This window comes from Cryobacterium sp. Y29 (assembly GCF_002929825.1).
Lineage (GTDB): Bacteria > Actinomycetota > Actinomycetes > Actinomycetales > Microbacteriaceae > Cryobacterium.
On sequence record NZ_PJJN01000025.1, the window covers coordinates 113,979 to 129,503 of the forward strand.

A 15,525-nucleotide genomic window follows, 5' to 3' on the forward strand; every position below is an offset into this window, starting at 1 on the left:
CGGGTTAGGCGTCGCGTCGTTTGAGCAGCAACGCGGCTATCCCGAGGCTCACTGCCACCCACGCGAGTACGATCAGGAGCGCCTCCCAGGATTCCACCATGGTCGGGGCGATCATCTCGGAGCCGGCCACGGTGAACAAGAACGGCATGAGGTCGGCAACCCACTCGACGAGTAGGGAAAACAATGACACAACCGTCGGCAGGAGCAGTATGATGCCCAGCACCGTCGCGATGCCTCCGGCGCTGCTGCGCACGATCGTGCCGATACCTACCGAGAACACCGCGATGAGCGCGAGGAACAGCACGTTGCCGAGCAATGGCATGATCACGTCGACGTCGAACAGGCTTGCAGTGACGTCCTGGGATCCCAGGATGGGGGTGGCTACGAGGAACGCGCTGAGCACACTGAACAGGCCCACGAGAAAGGTGAACCCGAACACCACGATTACCTTGGCCCAGAGCGCGGGCAAACGGTCCGGCACCGCGGTGAGCGTCGACTTGATCATGCCAGTGGAGTATTCGCCGCTGATCGAGAGCACGCCAAGAACAGCGACGATCATTTGGCCAAGGCCCAATCCGATGGTGCAGACGATGACGAACATCTGCGCGCTATCGACGGCTATGACGGCACCGGTGGCCTGGTCGAATCCGGCCGTTTCCGGCGACAAGGCGAAAGACATCGCTACGGCGAGGCCGAGCGCGGCCACGACGACGAGGGAAAAGGTCCAGTAGGTAGAGCGCAGGCTCCAGAGCTTGATCGATTCAGACTTGAGCAGGCCGCTGAAGCGCAGCCCGGAGCCGGTTGAAACGAAGGGGGACACAGAAGCGGATTGCGTTGTCTGATGGGTCTGGGTGCTCATCGAGCGACCTCCGCTTCGGTGTGGGAGGAGGCATCGCCGGTGCGATACTCCACTTCGTTCTGCGTGAGTTTCATATAGGCGTCCTCAAGGGAGGCGTTCACCGCCGAGAGCTCGTGCAGGGAGATCTGGGCGGCAGCGGCGCGGTCACCGATCTCGGTCACGGTTAGTCCGCTGATCTCGAGCACGTCCTGCTCGACGTTGGTGATGGTGACATCGTCCTGTGCCAGTAGGGCGGCGAGGGCCGCCGTATGCGGGCTGCGCACGCGAACCGTGTTCTGCGCGGCCGAGGCGATGATATCGGCGACCGAGGCATCCGCTATCACCCGACCGCGGCCGAGGACGATGATGTGGTCGGCGGTGAGCGCCATCTCGCTCATCAGGTGCGAGGAGAGCAGCACGGTGCGGCCCTCGGCGGCGAGCTGTTTGGTGAGCTTGCGCACCCACTGCACACCCTCGGGGTCGAGGCCGTTGACCGGCTCGTCCAGGATGAGGGTGGCCGGGTCGCCGAGCAACGCGGCGGCGATGCCGAGACGCTGGCCCATGCCGAGCGAGAAACCGCCGACGCGCTTACGGGCGACGGACTCCAGGCCGGTGAGGTTGATGACCTCGTGCACCCGGCTAGTGGGGATGTCATGCGTTGCGGCCATGGCGCGCAGGTGGTTGAACGCGCTGCGGCCGGTGTGCACGGCCTTGGCGTCGAGCAACACTCCGACCTCACGCAGAGGCGCCTTGTGCTCGTGGTACGGCTTACCGTTGACGATGACCGATCCGGCGCTGGGTCGGTCCAGACCCACGATCATGCGCATTGTGGTGGACTTGCCTGCGCCGTTCGGCCCGAGAAACCCGGTGACCTTGCCGGGCTGCACCGTGAAGTCGATCGCGTCGACCGCGGTCTTGCTTCCGTAGTGCTTGGTCAGGGACTGTGCCTGGATCACGACTGCCTCATTCCGTTGGTGGATAAGGCCCCGATTCACTGCATTGAAGCCCCCATACCAAACGGTATGGTTTACCCCTTATGTGGCGCATCAACCATGGGGATGGTTCTGCGCCACCGGTGTCGTACCTGAGTACGACGCGCACTGCCCTACCGTTTGACCGACTTTTCGGGTGCGGGAGCGGCCCCCGACGCCCGCCGGTCGGCGTAGTAGTCGCGCGCCTCGTTCTGGCGTTCACGCTCGATACCGCTCGCGATCGTAGCCCGCAGGTGATCTGGCGAATAGCCGAACGCGTCGACGAGATCGAGGGCATGCGGACGGATGCGCGCGATCAGCCGGTCGATGTAGGCCGTTACAGCCTGGGCCCGCTGGGCAGACAGACGTCCGTGAATGAGGTACCAGGCCAGGTTCTTCTCGACCAGGCCGAGGCCGAACAGGTCGCGCAGCCAGGTGAGCACCTGCTTGGTGCCGGCATCCGCTGTGGCGTCGAGCGCCCGGGTGAACGACTCCCACTGCAGGAGTTCGCCATGGGCGCGTGCTGCTTCGATGAGCTCGTTCTGGTGTGCGTTGAACAGGTCGGCGGCCTGCTTCTTTGGCAGTTTGGTGGCACCGCGCAGCTTTCCGGCGACCTCACCGATCATGCTCTCGACCCGATCGGTGAGCAGCTCGCGCTGCACATCACTCTCGCGGAGGGCGCCGACCGAGCGGGCCGTTGATCCACGGTCGGCGACGGACTGGCCGAGAGTGCGGAGGCCTGTGCCGTGGTAGGCGCGACCAGCGGCGTGCTGCACGACGTAGCGGGCGAGGGCGCCGGCATCCGCTGTGGCGAATTTACGGCTGTAATCGGTGAGCAGACGCTTGGCGACGAGCTGCAGCAGCACGTTGTTGTCGCCCTCGAAGGTCGCGAAGACGTCGAGGTCGGCGCGCAGCCCCACGAGGCGGTTCTCGGCCATGAAACCGGCGCCGCCGCAGGCTTCACGGGCTTCCTGCAGGGTGTCGAGCGCATGCCAGGTGGAGAGTGGCTTGAGCGCGGCAGCGAGGGTCTCGAGGTCTTGCCGATCATCGTCGGTGTCGGCTTTGCCGCTGAACACGTCGTCGAACTTCACCAGAAACTCGTCGTGCGCGAAGGTCTGGGCGTACGTCGTGGCAAGGCGCGGAAACAACCGGCGCTGGTGGCGCTGGTAGTCGAGAATGACCTCCTCGTCAGTGTCGCTGCCGGCGGTGAACTGCCGACGCTGACTTCCATAGGTGATTGCGATGGTCAGGGCCAGAGCGGATGCCGCGGTGGCGGCCCCGTCGAGCGACACACGCCCCTGTACCAGCGTGCCCAGCATCGTGAAGAAACGACGGCCGGGGCTTGATATCGGGCTGGAGTAGGTGCCGTCCCCGGCGACGTCGCCGTACCGGTTGAGCAGGTTTTCACGCGGGATACGCACGTCGGTAAAGTGCAGGCGACCATTGTCGATGCCGTTGAGGCCCCCCTTCAAGCCGTCGTCCTCGCCTCCGACACCGGGCAGAAAGTCGCCGTTTTCATCGCGAATCGGCAAATAGAAGGCGTGCACACCGTGGTTGACGCCCTGGGTAATGAGTTGCGCGAACAAGACGGCGGCGATGCCGTCTTTCGCGGCGTTGCCGAGGTAATCCTTCCAGGCAGCACGAAACGGGGTGTTGACGACGAACTCGCCGCTGGCGGCGTCGAAGGTCGCGGTAGTCGCGATGCTCGCCACGTCTGAGCCGTGACCGATTTCGGTCATGGCGAACGCGCCCGGCACGCTCAGGTCCATGATGCCGGGAAGGTACTTATCGTGGTGCGGCTTGGTGCCAAGGTGCAGCACAGCGGCGCCGAACAGGCCCCACTGCACGCCGCCCTTGATCTGCAGACTCGGGTCGGCAATGACGAGTTCTTCGAAGCCCGCAATGTTTCCACCGTGGTCGTCCTGACCGCCCAGGTGCTTGGGAAAGGCGCGCAGTACGTGGCCGTTGGCTGCGAGTACCTTGAGCTGCTCAAGAACGCGCAGCCGGTGGTCAGCCATGGAGAGGCCCTCGATACGCTGCATATCGGGACGCGCGGTCACTTCTCGGGCGGCGAGGCGCACGTCGGCCCAGGTGCCGAGCAGCTGGCGCCCGAGTTGTTCGACGTTGACTGCGGGGGCGGTCGGATCACCGATGGACTTGATGGGTCCCGTGTCGAGGCTCGGATCGAGGCTGGGATCGATCGTCGTCGATCGGGTGCTGGAGCGCTGTTTCGTGTCAACCATGGGTGGTCCTAACTGTTCGCGCGAAAGTGATGATCGCAACGTTAGGGGCGCGTGGTCGTGGTCGTGAAACGCGCGGTGCGGGGGCAACAACGAGAGCTGCCGCCCCCGGCATCCATTTTGTAGGTTTACGACAACTTCGAGCCGTGCACACCTGCGCTCCCACACAAATAGCGCACTGTTACGGTCAGGCGGATGCCGCGACGACCTCGAGCAGGGCTGCGCCGTAGGCTTCGAGTTTCTTAGCACCGATACCGGTGATGCCGTCGAGCGCGGCGAGCGTGGTGGGGCCTGCCGCGGCCACAGCGATGAGGGTCGCGTCACCGAAGACGATGTAGGCGGGAACGCCCTGCTCCTTTGACTCGGCCGAACGCCACACCCGCAGCGCCTCGAACAGGGTCTCTTGGGCCGTGCTGAGGTCGGCGGCAGCAACCTTCGCTGCGCTCGGGCGGCGGGCGGCGCTGGAACGTGCGGGGCGGTCGGGTTCGCGCCGCAGTCGCACGTCGCGACTGCCCCCCAGAACCCCGGCGGCGGCATCCGTCGGCACGAGGGTTCCGTATTCTCCGGAGGTAGCGAGCAGCCCCTGGGCCAGCATTTGGCGCACGACGCCCCGCCAGGCCTGGTCACTGAGATCGGCGCCAAGGCCCCAGGTGCTCAGTTCGGTATGCCGGTATTGGGTGGCGCGGGGGGTTTCTTTGCCGCGGAGGATGTCGATAAGGTGGCCGGCGCCGAACTTCTGGTTGCGTTCGCGGTGCAGGCGAACGATGGTGGAAAGCAGTTTCTGGGCGGGGATGGTGCCGTCCCAGGCTTCGGGGGGTTCCAGGCAGGTGTCGCAGTTGCCGCAGGGTTCGCTGGTCTGGCCGAAGTAGCGCAGCAGGTTGACGCGGCGGCAGTGCACGGTTTCGCAGAGGGCGAGCATGGCGTCAAGGTGGGCGGAGAGTTTGCGCCGATGGCTGAGGTCGCCGGGCGATTCGTCGATCATGCGACGCTGCTGCACGACGTCTTGCAGGCCGTAGGCGAGCCAGGCCGTGGCCGGGGCGCCGTCGCGACCGGCGCGACCGGTCTCCTGGTAGTAGCCTTCAACCGATTTGGGCAGGTCGATGTGGGCGACGAAGCGCACGTCGGGCTTGTCGATCCCCATACCGAACGCGATGGTGGCCACGATGACGACGCCCTCTTCGCGAAGGAACCGGGACTGGGTGCGGGCGCGCAGTCCCGCGTCGAGCCCGGCGTGATACGGCAGGGCATTGACGCCGTTCTGACGCAGAAACTCGGCGGTCTGGTCGACCGTCTTGCGGCTGAGCGCATAGACGATTCCGGCGTCGCCGAGGTGCTCTGTCTTGAGGAAAGACAGCAGTTGCTTGCGCACCTCGGCCTTACCGACGATGCGGTACTGAATATTGGGCCGGTCGAAGCTCGCCACGAAGTGCTTGGCGTCGCCCATCTGCAGGCGGGTCGTGATCTCCTGGTGGGTGGCGTCCGTCGCGGTAGCGGTGAGGGCGATGCGCGGCACGCCCGGCCAGCGGTCGGCGAGTTCGCTGAGCGCGAGGTAGTCCGGCCGAAAGTCGTGTCCCCACTGCGACACGCAGTGGGCCTCGTCGATGGCGAACAGGGCGATGGTACCGCGCTCGAGTAGCCGCTTGGTGGCCTCGCTGGAGAGGCGCTCCGGGGCGACGTAGAGCAGGTCGAGGTCACCGTTCAGGTAGTCACGTTCGACCTGGTCGCGAGTCTGCGAATCCTGGCTGGAGTTGAGGAACTCGGCGCGCACACCGACGGCAGTGAGGGCATCCACCTGGTCTTGCATCAGGGCGATAAGGGGTGAGACGACGATGCCGGTTCCGGGCCGCACGAGCGCGGGAATCTGGTAACACAGACTCTTGCCGCCGCCGGTAGGCATGAGCACGACGGCATCCTTGCCATCGACGACCTGTGCGATGATCTCGGCCTGGTCGCCACGGAAGGAGTCGTAGCCGAACACGGTGTGCAGGGCTTCGGCCGCGGTGGCGAACTTGCGGGTGGCGGCACGCATCGGCGGTGCGGCGCGAGCAGCGGGCCGGCTCGACGCGGATGCTGCGCCCGAGGGAGCCGGCTGCCGGGCGCTGTATTGCCGGTCGGCTTCGGGAGGTGGCGGTGCGTCGAAGTCGTCGGGGGCATCGAAATCGCTCGGTGGTTCAAAGTTGCTCGGTGGTTCAACGTCGTCGGGGTTCCAGGGCAGCTCAGCGTTCCAACTCACCTGTATAACTTTACCCGGCCCCTCTGACACGTTCCCGCGTGCCGATCCGATCCGCGACAGCGGATGACTACTTGCTTCGCGGTACCTGAAACAAGCAGCTACCCGCTGTCGGGTACGTCAGTTACGGCGTGTGCGGCGCAGGACGAGCAGGGTCACTGCGCCAGCGAGCAGTATCGCGCCGAGGGCTCCACCGATCCAGGCGACGGCCGGGAGGGGGCTGTCGCTGGCGGCGCTCGCTCCATCGTCCGCGGTGGCCTCCGCGGTGGCGTCATCCGCTTCGATCCCGCACGACGGAGCCGTGGTCGCACCGTTGGCGAGTGGCTGGCCCGGGGCTGGCTTCCAGTTGAAAGTGAACTCGTCTGAGATCGAGTGGCCGTCGGTGGAGACCGTCTGCCAGATCACCGTGTATTGCCCGGCCGCACCGAGCTGCGCCGCGGTTTCGATCGTGGCACCGGAGACCGTGGCGCACCCATCACCGTAGAACAGCGGCGCACTGGCTGGCCCGGTGACGATCATTGCGGAGCCGGAGCCGGTTCCGCCGAGATCGAGTATCAGGTCACTCGTGGTGACGGAGAACAACCCAGGCTGCTCGGTCACCATCGCGTCGGCCGCCGGTGAGGAGCCGACCGCGTTGTCGTGAGCGGATGCCGGTGCCGCGCCCCAGCCCAGGGCCGCTGCAGCGACGACGACCGCGAACACAGCTCGGGCCGCGCGGCGAGTGGTCGAAGCGGTGTGCCGGCGGGTCGGACGTTGGTGCTCAGGTCGAACGATGGGGGCTGTCGCTCCGTGGGCAGTCGTGTTGGCGCGCACGGCGCTAGACCGACTGCTCGCTGCGGGCGGTGGCGGCCAGCATAGGGGCGACGAGCGTAGTGGCGGCCGGTGTAGTGGCGGCCGGTGTAGAGGCGGCACCGCGAGGGGTCGTGAATTTCATGATTGTCCTTTAGCGTGGGGTGCCCGGCGCTGACCAAACGGGGCCGGAGCGGCCTCTGATATTCATTCGGTGCGACGGGGAAAATGGTCTGGTTCGTGGCTGTGTCAGGCAAAGAACGCGCTGGACGGCGGGCCACGATGCCGCATGGCCGACAACACGAGAACCAGATCGCGCGGCGCGAACACCGGCGCCTCGTGCCCGATGCGAAGCGGTGCCGCGACCGGCACGATCACCGGTGCCGGGACGTACAGGGTACGCACGCCCAGACGAACGCTTTCGACGAGGCCCCAGAACGCGCGCTCCCCACAACGCAGCGCCAGAATAGTGATGATGGCGGCTCCGAGGTGGGCGCCCCACATAGTCGCACCGTCATGCGTGACATCAGCGCCCCCGCCCGGTACGAGCGGGCCAATTAGACCGGGCAGCGCCGCATGCTGATGGGTTCCCGACGCGGCGAGGGCCTCGGCTCCCAGCGCACCACCGGGTGCGCCGACTGAAAACAGTCCATGAAAGATGAGCTGGCTGATCAGCACGGATGCGGCACCGCGCCAGAACGACAGGGTGCGACCCGAGAGAGCGATGCATACCATGCCGGCGAAGGCGAGTGACACGACGACCGCCAGCAGACCGGGTACTGAGGCACCACCGAGCGTGTGCGACAGGGCGGCGACAAAGGTGGAGAATACGGCGACGATCCAGCCGCGGGCGAAACGGGCCCAGCGTGTGTGCATGACGGCCCCTCTCCGGTATCGTCCAGGGTGATTTTTTTCGAGCAACTTATTCAGAATAACTGACGGACCTTGCAAAAAGACTGGTGGGAGCTAGTCGTCGATCATGGTCGGCGAGTCGTCGTGGATCGAGCGGGCCGTCGGCATCAACTTTCGGTTCAGCGCGGGCAGGCGCGCCCGGTGAAGGCGGGCTTGCGCTTTTGTTGGAACGCGGCGAAACCCTCGCGGTAATCGCCCGTGGCGCAGAGCGCGGCCTGGGCGGCGTTCTCGTCGCTCATGCTCTGCCAGAGTCCAAGGCGTTCGTCGCGCAGCGATTGCACGAGCGCCTTGCTCGCAAGAAAAGCCTGAGTGGCACCGGATGCCGCGCGCGCGGCTGCCTGCACGGTTGCTGCGTTCAGCTCTGCCGCTGCAAAGACCTGGCTGAACAGGCCGCTGGCAACGGCCTCGGCTCCAGACATAAGGCGTCCGCTGTAGATCAGATCGAGGGTGCGGTGCGCGCCGAGGCGTTCGACGAAGAGGGCGTGTCCACCCGAATCGAGGGTGGCGCCGAGGTTGGCGAACGGTGAACCGATCTTGGCGGTATCGGCGACATAGACGACGTCGGTGGCGATGAGCAGGCCGAGGCCCACTCCAAGACACGCGCCGTGGGCGGCCGCGAAGGTCGGTGCCGGAAACCTGCTCATGCGCTGCAGCAGCGGGGTGACCAAATCATCGAGGTAGCCGAGCACGTCGTCGGTGCCCGGGTCGACCGCCGAGATATCGCGGCCGGCGCAGAAGGCCCGGCCCACGCCGCTCAGCACGAGTGCGCGCACGCCAGCCCGTTCGGCCTCCTGGTAGGCCGCGTCGAGTTCGACGATTGCGGCCTCATCGAGGGCATTGAGTTTGTCAGGCGCGTTCAGCACCACGTGGGCGACGTCGTTGTCTATTGAGAGCTCAATCACGGCATTTGCTTTCTGCGCTGTTGAATGTCTGGCTGTCAGATGTCTGGCTGTCAGATGTTGGGCTGTCACGTGTCGTAGTCGACGACGACGGTGTCGGTGGTCGGGTGCGACTGGCAGGTCAGGACATAGCCGCGAGCGAGTTCTTCTGGCTCGAGCGCGTAGTTCTCGGTCATGGTGACGTCGCCGCTGACCAGTTTGGCGCGGCAGGTTCCGCAGACACCTCCGGCGCAGGCGAAGGGAACGTCGGGCCGCACCCGCAGGGCAGCATTCAGAATGCTCTCGTTCGCGTTTACCGGGGTGGTGACCGTGTTGCTCTGGCCGTCGAGTGTGAACTCGATCTGGAAGGTCTTGTCCCCCGTGCCGATGATGACCGGCCGACCGCGGTCACCGTGTGCGGCCGAGGGTTCGCCGGTGGTGAACAGCTCGAAGCGCACGTGCGACCGATCCACGCCGGTGCTCTCGAGCATGTCGCGGCAGAGCTGCACCAATTCGAACGGACCACACAGAAACCACTCATCGACCGTAGCGGGGCGCAGAATCGTGTCGAGCATGCGCCGAAATTTCTCCTCGTCGATGCGGCCGGAAAGCAACGAGGATGAGCGCTGCTCGCGAGAGAGCACGTGGTAGAGCGCGAGGCGGGCCGGGTAACGGTCCTTGAGTTCGGCGAGTTCGTCGAGGAACATCACATCGAGCGCGGTGCGGTTGGTGTAGACGAGGGTGAACATCGACGTCGGTGAGGCAGCGAGCACGGTGTGCGCGAGCGCCATGAGCGGGGTGATTCCCGAACCGGCGGCCACTCCGACGATGTGCTTATGGCTTCGGCCCTGCAGGGTGGAAACGAAGCTGCCCTGCGGGCTCATCACGTCGAGTGTGTCTCCGGCATGCAGCTCGCTGTTGGCCCAGGTGGAGAACGCGCCGCCGAGGTCGCGTTTGATCGCGACACTGATCTGGCCGGCTGTCTCCGGTCGGCAGATCGAATAGCTGCGGCGCAGCTCCTTACCGTCAATCGTGGCGCGCAGGGCGAGATGCTGGCCGGGCAGGTAGTTGAACGCGCCCTGCAGTTTGGGGGGAACGACGAAGGTGACTTCGACACTGTCGGCCGTGAGCGGGCGCACTTCAGCCACCGTCAGGGTGTGAAAGCGGGCGCGGTGCTTGACCGGCGCCAGAGTCGTGGCGCCCGGGGTGGTGGATTCGAGACGCGTTGCAGCCATTAGAGCACCTTGAAGTAGTCGAACGGCTCGAGGCAGTCTCGGCATTCGTAGAGGGATTTGCAGGAGGTGGAACCGAAGTGCGCGAGCTCGCGGGTGTTGAGTGAAGAGCAGCGCGGGCACTTGACGGCCATTTTCAGACGAATTGGGCCGGCCGGGCCGGAACCACGCACGGTCGCGTGCCCGGTTGGGGCGGCGATGCCGTATTCGCGGAGTTTATTCTTACCGATCTCGCTCATCCAGTCGGTGGTCCAGGCCGGGCTGAGTACGAGCCGCACCGACACATTCTCGTAGCCAGCGCTCGCGAGCACCGCTAGGACGTCGTCGCGCATGGCGTCCATGGCGGGGCATCCGCTGTAGGTCGGCGTCAGGGTCACCGCGACAGCATCGCTGGTGACCCTGACCGACCGGAGCACACCGAGGTCTTCGATGGTGAGTACCGGAATCTCGGGGTCGACGACCTGGGCGGCGAGCGTCCAGGCGGCGAGCGAAGCCGCGTCGATGGGACGCGGGCGCGAGATCGCCTCGTGCGCGGCGGCGGTCACCATGATGCTCCGGGGTGGGCTCGGGTGAGCACCTGCATCTCGGCGAGGAGAAAGGCGAGGTGTTCGGAATGTTTTCCGATGCGGCCTCCGCCCGAGGCGACGAATCCGCTGGGGAGTTCGACTTCGGCTTCGGCGAATACCGGTGCGATGGCGGCGTCGAAAGCGGGGCGGAGGCTCGACGGGCGCACCGCGATTCCTTCGAGGCGGTCGATGAGTGGTTCGTCCCGGAAGATCTCTTCGACGTAGGGCCACAGGTCGGATAGGGCGGTGATCATTCGGCGACGCGATTCGTCGGTGCCCTGCGCGAGGCGCAGCACCCACTGGCTCGCGTGGTCGCGGTGGTAGTCGACCTCTTTCACTGCCTTGGCGGCGATCGCGGCAAGCGTTTCATCAGCGGATGCTCGCAGTCGGCTGTACAGCTCGAACACGTAGTGGGACACGACGAACTGGCGTGCGATCGTGTGTGCGAAGTCACCGTTGGGCTGCTCGACGATGTGCAGCGACCGAAAATCGGGCTCGGTGCGCCAGTAGGCGAGGTCGTCTTCGGTACGGTTCGTCGCGGTTCCGGCGTAGTGCAGCAGGGACCGGGCGTGGCCGATCAGGTCGAGGGCGACGTTGCCGAGGGCGACGTCTTCTTCGAGCTCGGGTGCGCGGGAGATCCAGGCGCCAAGCTGCTGGGCCAGGACCAGAGCGTCATCGCCGAGCCACAGGGCGTACTCCGCGATGTCGGGTGTCGCGTTCGACGTGCCCTCGATGAGTTCAGCGTCGAGGGTGGTGACAGCGACGGCGACGTGACCGTGGTCGTCGGCATCCGCTCCGGCGCTGTCAATGTTCACAGTGTCGTCACTCATAGGTGTTTCACGCCTTCACTCTTGGAGTAGTAGCTCGCGTGGCGGTAGTTCTTGCCGGCGGATGATTCGAAGAAGGCGCCCTTGGCGTCTGGATCACTCGTGGTGATGGCAGCGGCGGGAACGACCCAGACCGAGACGCCCTCACTGCGGCGGGTGTACAGGTCACGGGCATTGCGCACGGCGAGGGTTTCGTCGGGAGCGTGCAGGGAGCCAACGTGCACGTGGCTGAGGCCGCGGTTGGAGCGCACGAAGACCTCCCAGAGGGGCCAGATTTCAGAAGCGGAATCGCCGGGAGTGGTCATTTGGATGCCATTTCTGCGGTTCGTGCAAACTGTTTGCGGGCGGTCTGTTTAATGGCATAGGCTGCTGCGGCGTCGCGCACCCACGCACCGTCCTCGTGGGCGTCGCGTCGACGCTGGAGACGCTGGGCGTTGTTCGGGCCGCGACCGGCCAGCACCTCGTGAAACTCGGTCCAGTCGATCTCGCCAAGATCCCACTGCTGGGTTTGCTCATTGAAGTGCAGGTCGGGGTCGGGCAGGGTGACGCCGAGCACGGCCGCCTGAGGAACAAGCATGTTCACGAAGCGCTGGCGCAGTTCGTCGTTGGAGTGACGCTTGATCTTCCACGCCATGGACTGCGCGGAGTTGGGCGAGTCGTCGTCGGGCGGCCCGAACATCATCAGCGCGGGCCAGTACCACCGATCGACCGACTCCTGGGCCATCTGGCGCTGCTCCTGGGTACCGGCCATAAGTTCAAGCAGAATCTCGAAGCCCTGACGCTGGTGGAAGGATTCTTCCTTGCAGATGCGCACCATCGCACGACCGTAGGGACCGTACGAGGCGCGGCAGAGCGGCACTTGGTTGCAGATCGCGGCACCGTCGACCAGCCATCCGATCGAGCCCATGTCGGCCCAGGTCGGAGTCGGGTAATTGAAGATCGACGAGTAACGCGCCTTGCCGGCGATGAGGGCATCCGTCATGTCATCGCGGGTGGCGCCGAGGGTTTGCGCGGCGGAATAGAGGTAGAGGCCGTGGCCGGCTTCGTCTTGCACCTTGGCCATGAGAATGGCTTTGCGCTTGAGGCTCGGGGCGCGAGTGATCCAGTTCGACTCGGGCTGCATGCCGATGATCTCCGAGTGTGCGTGCTGCGAGATCTGGCGCACGAGTGACTTTCGGTACCCCTCGGGCATCCAATCGCGCGGTTCGATGCGCGAGTCGGCTTCGATCAAGTCGTTGAACTGCTGCTCTTCGACGCTGATATCGGCGGTTGCGCTCGTATCGGGCGTGATGGTGTTTGTCATCATCGGCTCCTGGTCTGCGTTGACTGCGGTGATCGTGGTTGGTTTCGTGCACAAGCGAACGACGCTAAAGTGGCGCACGCCGGCAATGCCGCGCACGGATGCGCAATTTATTACCGACCGATCGTTCAGTTAGTATATAGTCACATTATCGGCCGGGCAACCCCGACCGAAACGGCCACTCAACGAGGAGAACCGAATGACGGAATCGCGCTCTGTCGGCAGCCAGGCGATGATGAAGCGCGACCGGGCATCCGCTTCTCTGGGAATGATCGTGCACCAAAACGAACCGGGCTACTCGGTGGTATCCATGGTCGTACGTGACGACATGCTCAATGGGTTTGATGTGACCCACGGCGGTTTCGTGTTCGCCCTCGCCGACACGGCGTTCGCCATTGCCTGCAATGATTCGCACCACGTCACGCTGGCCGCTGGCGCGGACATCACATTTCTGGCGCCGACCACGAGCGGCCAGAATCTCACCGCTACCGCGCTGCTGCGCGTGAAGAGCGGCCGCAGCGGCATCTATGACGTACGGATCACCGTCGACAACGACGTGACCATCGCCGAATTTCGCGGTCACAGCCGCACCACCAACTTGCCCGTTCCCGACCGCAGTCACCTCTAACCCTTCCGGAAGGCACCATGTCAACGCTGACTAAGACCCGTCTGCACGCACCGGCACTCGACGAACTCGACGCGGCCGAGCGGATGTCTCAGGGCGAAATCCGCGCGCTGCAACTGATTCGGTTACAGAACACCGTGCGGCACGCCTACGAGAACGTACCCCTCTATACGCGCAAATTTGATGCTGCCGGAGTTCACCCCAGCGACATTCGTACCTTGGAAGATATCTCGCTCTTGCCCTTCACCACCAAAGACGACCTGCGGATCTCCTACCCATTCGGCATGTTCGCGGTACCGATGGACCGGGTCGCGCGCATTCACACATCGTCAGGGACAACCGGCCTGCCGACCGTGGTCGGATACACCAAGAACGACCTCGCTATATGGGCTGGTCTGGTCGCCCGCAGCCTGCGTGCGTCTGGTGTGCGCTCGGGAATGAAGGTGCACAACGCCTACGGCTACGGTTTGTTCACGGGCGGGCTCGGTGCCCATGCCGGCATTGAAGCGCTAGGCGCTTGCGCCATTCCTATGTCGGGCGGACAGACCAACAAACAAGTGCAAATGATCACCGACTTCGAGCCCGACGTCATCCTGTCAACGCCCAGCTACCTACTCACGATCACCGACGCCATGGTTGCTGCCGGTCTTGATCCACGCCGCTCGAGCCTGAAGGCCGGCGTGCTCGGCGCCGAGCCGTGGACCAATCAGATGCGTCTGGAACTCGAGGACCGCCTCGATTTCGATGCGCTCGACATCTATGGCCTCAGCGAGGTCATGGGGCCTGGTGTCGGCAATGAGTGCATCGAGTCCAAGGACGGCCCACACCTTTGGGAAGATCATTTTCTACCCGAGATCATCAATGGTGACACCGGACACAGCCTGCCCGATGGAGAAACGGGCGAGCTCGTCTTCACGTCGCTGACCAAGGAGGCCTTTCCGGTCATCCGCTACCGCACCCGCGACCTGACTCGATTACTGCCCGGCACCGCGCGGCCGGGAATGCGCCGCATGGAGAAAATCACCGGCCGCAACGACGACATGATCATTCTGCGCGGAGTGAACCTGTTTCCGACGCAGATCGAGGAGATCGTGCTCGGTATCGAGCACCTCTCACCGCACTTCGTGCTCGAGCTGACGCGACCGTCGCGCATGGACGAGCTCACCGTACGCATCGAGCGACACGAGCACGCCAATGACGCCTCATCGGCCATTGCCCGAGCGTTGCTCATCGCCCTGATCAAGGATCGGATCGGATCGAGCGTGAACGTGCTTATAGTCGAACCCGGCACCTTGCCGCGCAGCGCCGGAAAGCACAAACGCGTCTACGACCTGCGCTAGCCGGTCATGGTCGGTACGCCTGCGTGAGAGACTCAAGTCCTATGCCTGACGTACACCCACCTAAACGCGGCCGCCCCGGCTATGACCAGCGCGCCATTCTTGAGATCGCCGTGACCGCGTTCAACGAATTCGGTTACGACGCGACCTCGATGGGAGTACTCGCGACGCGGCTGGCCCTGTCGAAAGCTGCTATCTATCACCACTTCACCTCCAAGGATGAAGTGCTCCAGCTCGCCCTCGATGAAGCCCTCAACGGACTCGAGGGCGTGCTGCTGGAGTCTGGCGCGCTGACCGGGAGTGCGATTGACCGCCTGGCCTACGTGCTTCGGGGGGCCGTGCACATTTTGACGTCTCGGCTACCGTATGTCACCCTACTGCTGCGTGTGCGTGGTAACACGGAGGTCGAGCGCTTGGCGCTCACCCGTCGCCGTGCCTTTGACCGAGCGGTCTCCGCCCTGGTCATCGAAGCCCGTGATGAGGGCTCATTGCGCAGCGACATCGACCCGCGCGTCGTCACACGCCTGCTCTTCGGCATGGTCAATTCGATCGCCGAATGGTATCGCCCCGAGGGTCCCGAAGACGCCGGCCACCTCGCGGACGACGTGCTCGCCGTAGCCCTGGACGGCCTCCACCGCCGCTAGTTCCTGAACGAGAAGAGGCCACGCACAGTGTGCGTGGCCTCTATTCTTCTGGTGGGTTAACGCAGAAAAGCCATCCCGTGAGGGATGGCTTTTCTGGTGTTTCTAAGTTAAGTCCGGCGGTGTCCTACTCTCCCAC

The 15,525-nt window shown here is 64.8% G+C and carries 15 protein-coding genes; 3 read left to right on the top strand and 12 right to left on the bottom strand.

The genetic code is table 11. The annotated features are described in order from the left end of the window. Positions 1 to 4: 4 nt before the first annotated feature. The 12 genes from CXY74_RS02720 to paaA form a co-directional block, all read right to left on the bottom strand. Positions 5 to 859: an ABC transporter permease subunit gene (locus CXY74_RS02720; RefSeq protein ID WP_104199012.1), complete on the bottom strand. Its 855-nt coding sequence runs from the start codon at positions 857 to 859 to the stop codon at positions 5 to 7. Beyond that, positions 856 to 1,794: an ABC transporter ATP-binding protein gene (locus CXY74_RS02725; RefSeq protein ID WP_104199013.1), complete on the bottom strand. Its 939-nt coding sequence runs from the start codon at positions 1,792 to 1,794 to the stop codon at positions 856 to 858. The genes CXY74_RS02720 and CXY74_RS02725 overlap by 4 nt, the downstream gene beginning before the upstream one ends. A gap of 149 nt (positions 1,795 to 1,943) precedes the next feature. Further along, positions 1,944 to 4,052 (bottom strand): acyl-CoA dehydrogenase, encoded by a 2,109-nt coding sequence (locus CXY74_RS02730; RefSeq protein WP_104199014.1) that lies wholly within the window; start codon positions 4,050 to 4,052, stop codon positions 1,944 to 1,946. A 184-nt stretch (positions 4,053 to 4,236) separates the two neighbouring features. Next, complete coding sequence (recQ, locus tag CXY74_RS02735) at positions 4,237 to 6,078, bottom strand: DNA helicase RecQ (protein WP_104199030.1); 1,842 nt, start codon at positions 6,076 to 6,078, stop codon at positions 4,237 to 4,239. Between the two features lie 321 nt (positions 6,079 to 6,399). Further along, positions 6,400 to 7,092: a copper resistance CopC family protein gene (locus tag CXY74_RS02740; protein WP_104199015.1), complete on the bottom strand. Its 693-nt coding sequence runs from the start codon at positions 7,090 to 7,092 to the stop codon at positions 6,400 to 6,402. A gap of 225 nt (positions 7,093 to 7,317) precedes the next feature. Beyond that, positions 7,318 to 7,944, bottom strand: coding sequence for a hypothetical protein (locus CXY74_RS02745; protein ID WP_104199016.1), 627 nt, complete (start codon positions 7,942 to 7,944; stop codon positions 7,318 to 7,320). A gap of 155 nt (positions 7,945 to 8,099) precedes the next feature. Next, positions 8,100 to 8,882 carry an enoyl-CoA hydratase/isomerase family protein gene (locus CXY74_RS02750; protein ID WP_104199017.1) on the bottom strand — a complete coding sequence of 261 codons (783 nt, stop codon included), beginning with the start codon at positions 8,880 to 8,882 and terminating at the stop codon, positions 8,100 to 8,102. A 65-nt stretch (positions 8,883 to 8,947) separates the two neighbouring features. Continuing rightward, complete coding sequence (gene paaE / locus CXY74_RS02755; RefSeq protein ID WP_104199018.1) at positions 8,948 to 10,093, bottom strand: 1,2-phenylacetyl-CoA epoxidase subunit PaaE; 1,146 nt, start codon at positions 10,091 to 10,093, stop codon at positions 8,948 to 8,950. Further along, positions 10,093 to 10,638 (bottom strand): 1,2-phenylacetyl-CoA epoxidase subunit PaaD, encoded by a 546-nt coding sequence (gene paaD / locus CXY74_RS02760; RefSeq protein ID WP_104199019.1) that lies wholly within the window; start codon positions 10,636 to 10,638, stop codon positions 10,093 to 10,095. The genes paaE and paaD overlap by 1 nt, the downstream gene beginning before the upstream one ends. Continuing rightward, a complete protein-coding gene (paaC, locus tag CXY74_RS02765) occupies positions 10,632 to 11,486 on the bottom strand; it encodes a 1,2-phenylacetyl-CoA epoxidase subunit PaaC (protein WP_104199020.1) in 855 nt (284 codons plus the stop codon). Before paaC ends, paaD begins: the two co-directional genes overlap by 7 nt. After that, entirely contained in the window at positions 11,483 to 11,788 is a 306-nt protein-coding gene (paaB, locus tag CXY74_RS02770; protein WP_104199021.1) for a 1,2-phenylacetyl-CoA epoxidase subunit PaaB, read from the bottom strand. Before paaB ends, paaC begins: the two co-directional genes overlap by 4 nt. After that, a complete protein-coding gene (paaA, locus tag CXY74_RS02775; RefSeq protein WP_104199031.1) occupies positions 11,785 to 12,786 on the bottom strand; it encodes a 1,2-phenylacetyl-CoA epoxidase subunit PaaA in 1,002 nt (333 codons plus the stop codon). Before paaA ends, paaB begins: the two co-directional genes overlap by 4 nt. A gap of 196 nt (positions 12,787 to 12,982) precedes the next feature. Between paaA and paaI the strand changes: the two genes are divergently transcribed. Genes paaI through CXY74_RS02790 form a run of 3 tightly spaced genes read left to right on the top strand, consistent with a single transcriptional unit; the run spans position 12,983 to position 15,389 of the window. Continuing rightward, positions 12,983 to 13,411, top strand: coding sequence for a hydroxyphenylacetyl-CoA thioesterase PaaI (paaI, locus tag CXY74_RS02780; protein WP_104199022.1), 429 nt, complete (start codon positions 12,983 to 12,985; stop codon positions 13,409 to 13,411). Positions 13,412 to 13,428: 17 nt separating this feature from the next. Next, positions 13,429 to 14,748: a phenylacetate--CoA ligase PaaK gene (gene paaK, locus CXY74_RS02785; RefSeq protein WP_104199023.1), complete on the top strand. Its 1,320-nt coding sequence runs from the start codon at positions 13,429 to 13,431 to the stop codon at positions 14,746 to 14,748. A gap of 41 nt (positions 14,749 to 14,789) precedes the next feature. Next, complete coding sequence (locus tag CXY74_RS02790; protein WP_104199024.1) at positions 14,790 to 15,389, top strand: TetR/AcrR family transcriptional regulator; 600 nt, start codon at positions 14,790 to 14,792, stop codon at positions 15,387 to 15,389. Positions 15,390 to 15,525: the final 136 nt, after the last annotated feature.

Coding starts and splice junctions, on each gene's coding strand:
- CXY74_RS02720 (WP_104199012.1), bottom strand. CDS start 859: ATGAGCACCCAGACCCATCAGACAACGCAATCCGCTTCTGTGTCCCCC.
- CXY74_RS02730 (WP_104199014.1), bottom strand. CDS start 4,052: ATGGTTGACACGAAACAGCGCTCCAGCACCCGATCGACGACGATCGAT.
- recQ (WP_104199030.1), bottom strand. CDS start 6,078: ATGCGTGCCGCCACCCGCAAGTTCGCCACCGCGGCCGAAGCCCTGCAC.
- CXY74_RS02745 (WP_104199016.1), bottom strand. CDS start 7,944: ATGCACACACGCTGGGCCCGTTTCGCCCGCGGCTGGATCGTCGCCGTA.
- paaE (WP_104199018.1), bottom strand. CDS start 10,093: ATGGCTGCAACGCGTCTCGAATCCACCACCCCGGGCGCCACGACTCTG.
- paaD (WP_104199019.1), bottom strand. CDS start 10,638: ATGGTGACCGCCGCCGCGCACGAGGCGATCTCGCGCCCGCGTCCCATC.
- paaC (WP_104199020.1), bottom strand. CDS start 11,486: ATGAGTGACGACACTGTGAACATTGACAGCGCCGGAGCGGATGCCGAC.
- paaB (WP_104199021.1), bottom strand. CDS start 11,788: ATGACCACTCCCGGCGATTCCGCTTCTGAAATCTGGCCCCTCTGGGAG.
- paaA (WP_104199031.1), bottom strand. CDS start 12,786: ATGACAAACACCATCACGCCCGATACGAGCGCAACCGCCGATATCAGC.
- paaI (WP_104199022.1), top strand. CDS start 12,983: ATGACGGAATCGCGCTCTGTCGGCAGCCAGGCGATGATGAAGCGCGAC.
- paaK (WP_104199023.1), top strand. CDS start 13,429: ATGTCAACGCTGACTAAGACCCGTCTGCACGCACCGGCACTCGACGAA.
- CXY74_RS02790 (WP_104199024.1), top strand. CDS start 14,790: ATGCCTGACGTACACCCACCTAAACGCGGCCGCCCCGGCTATGACCAG.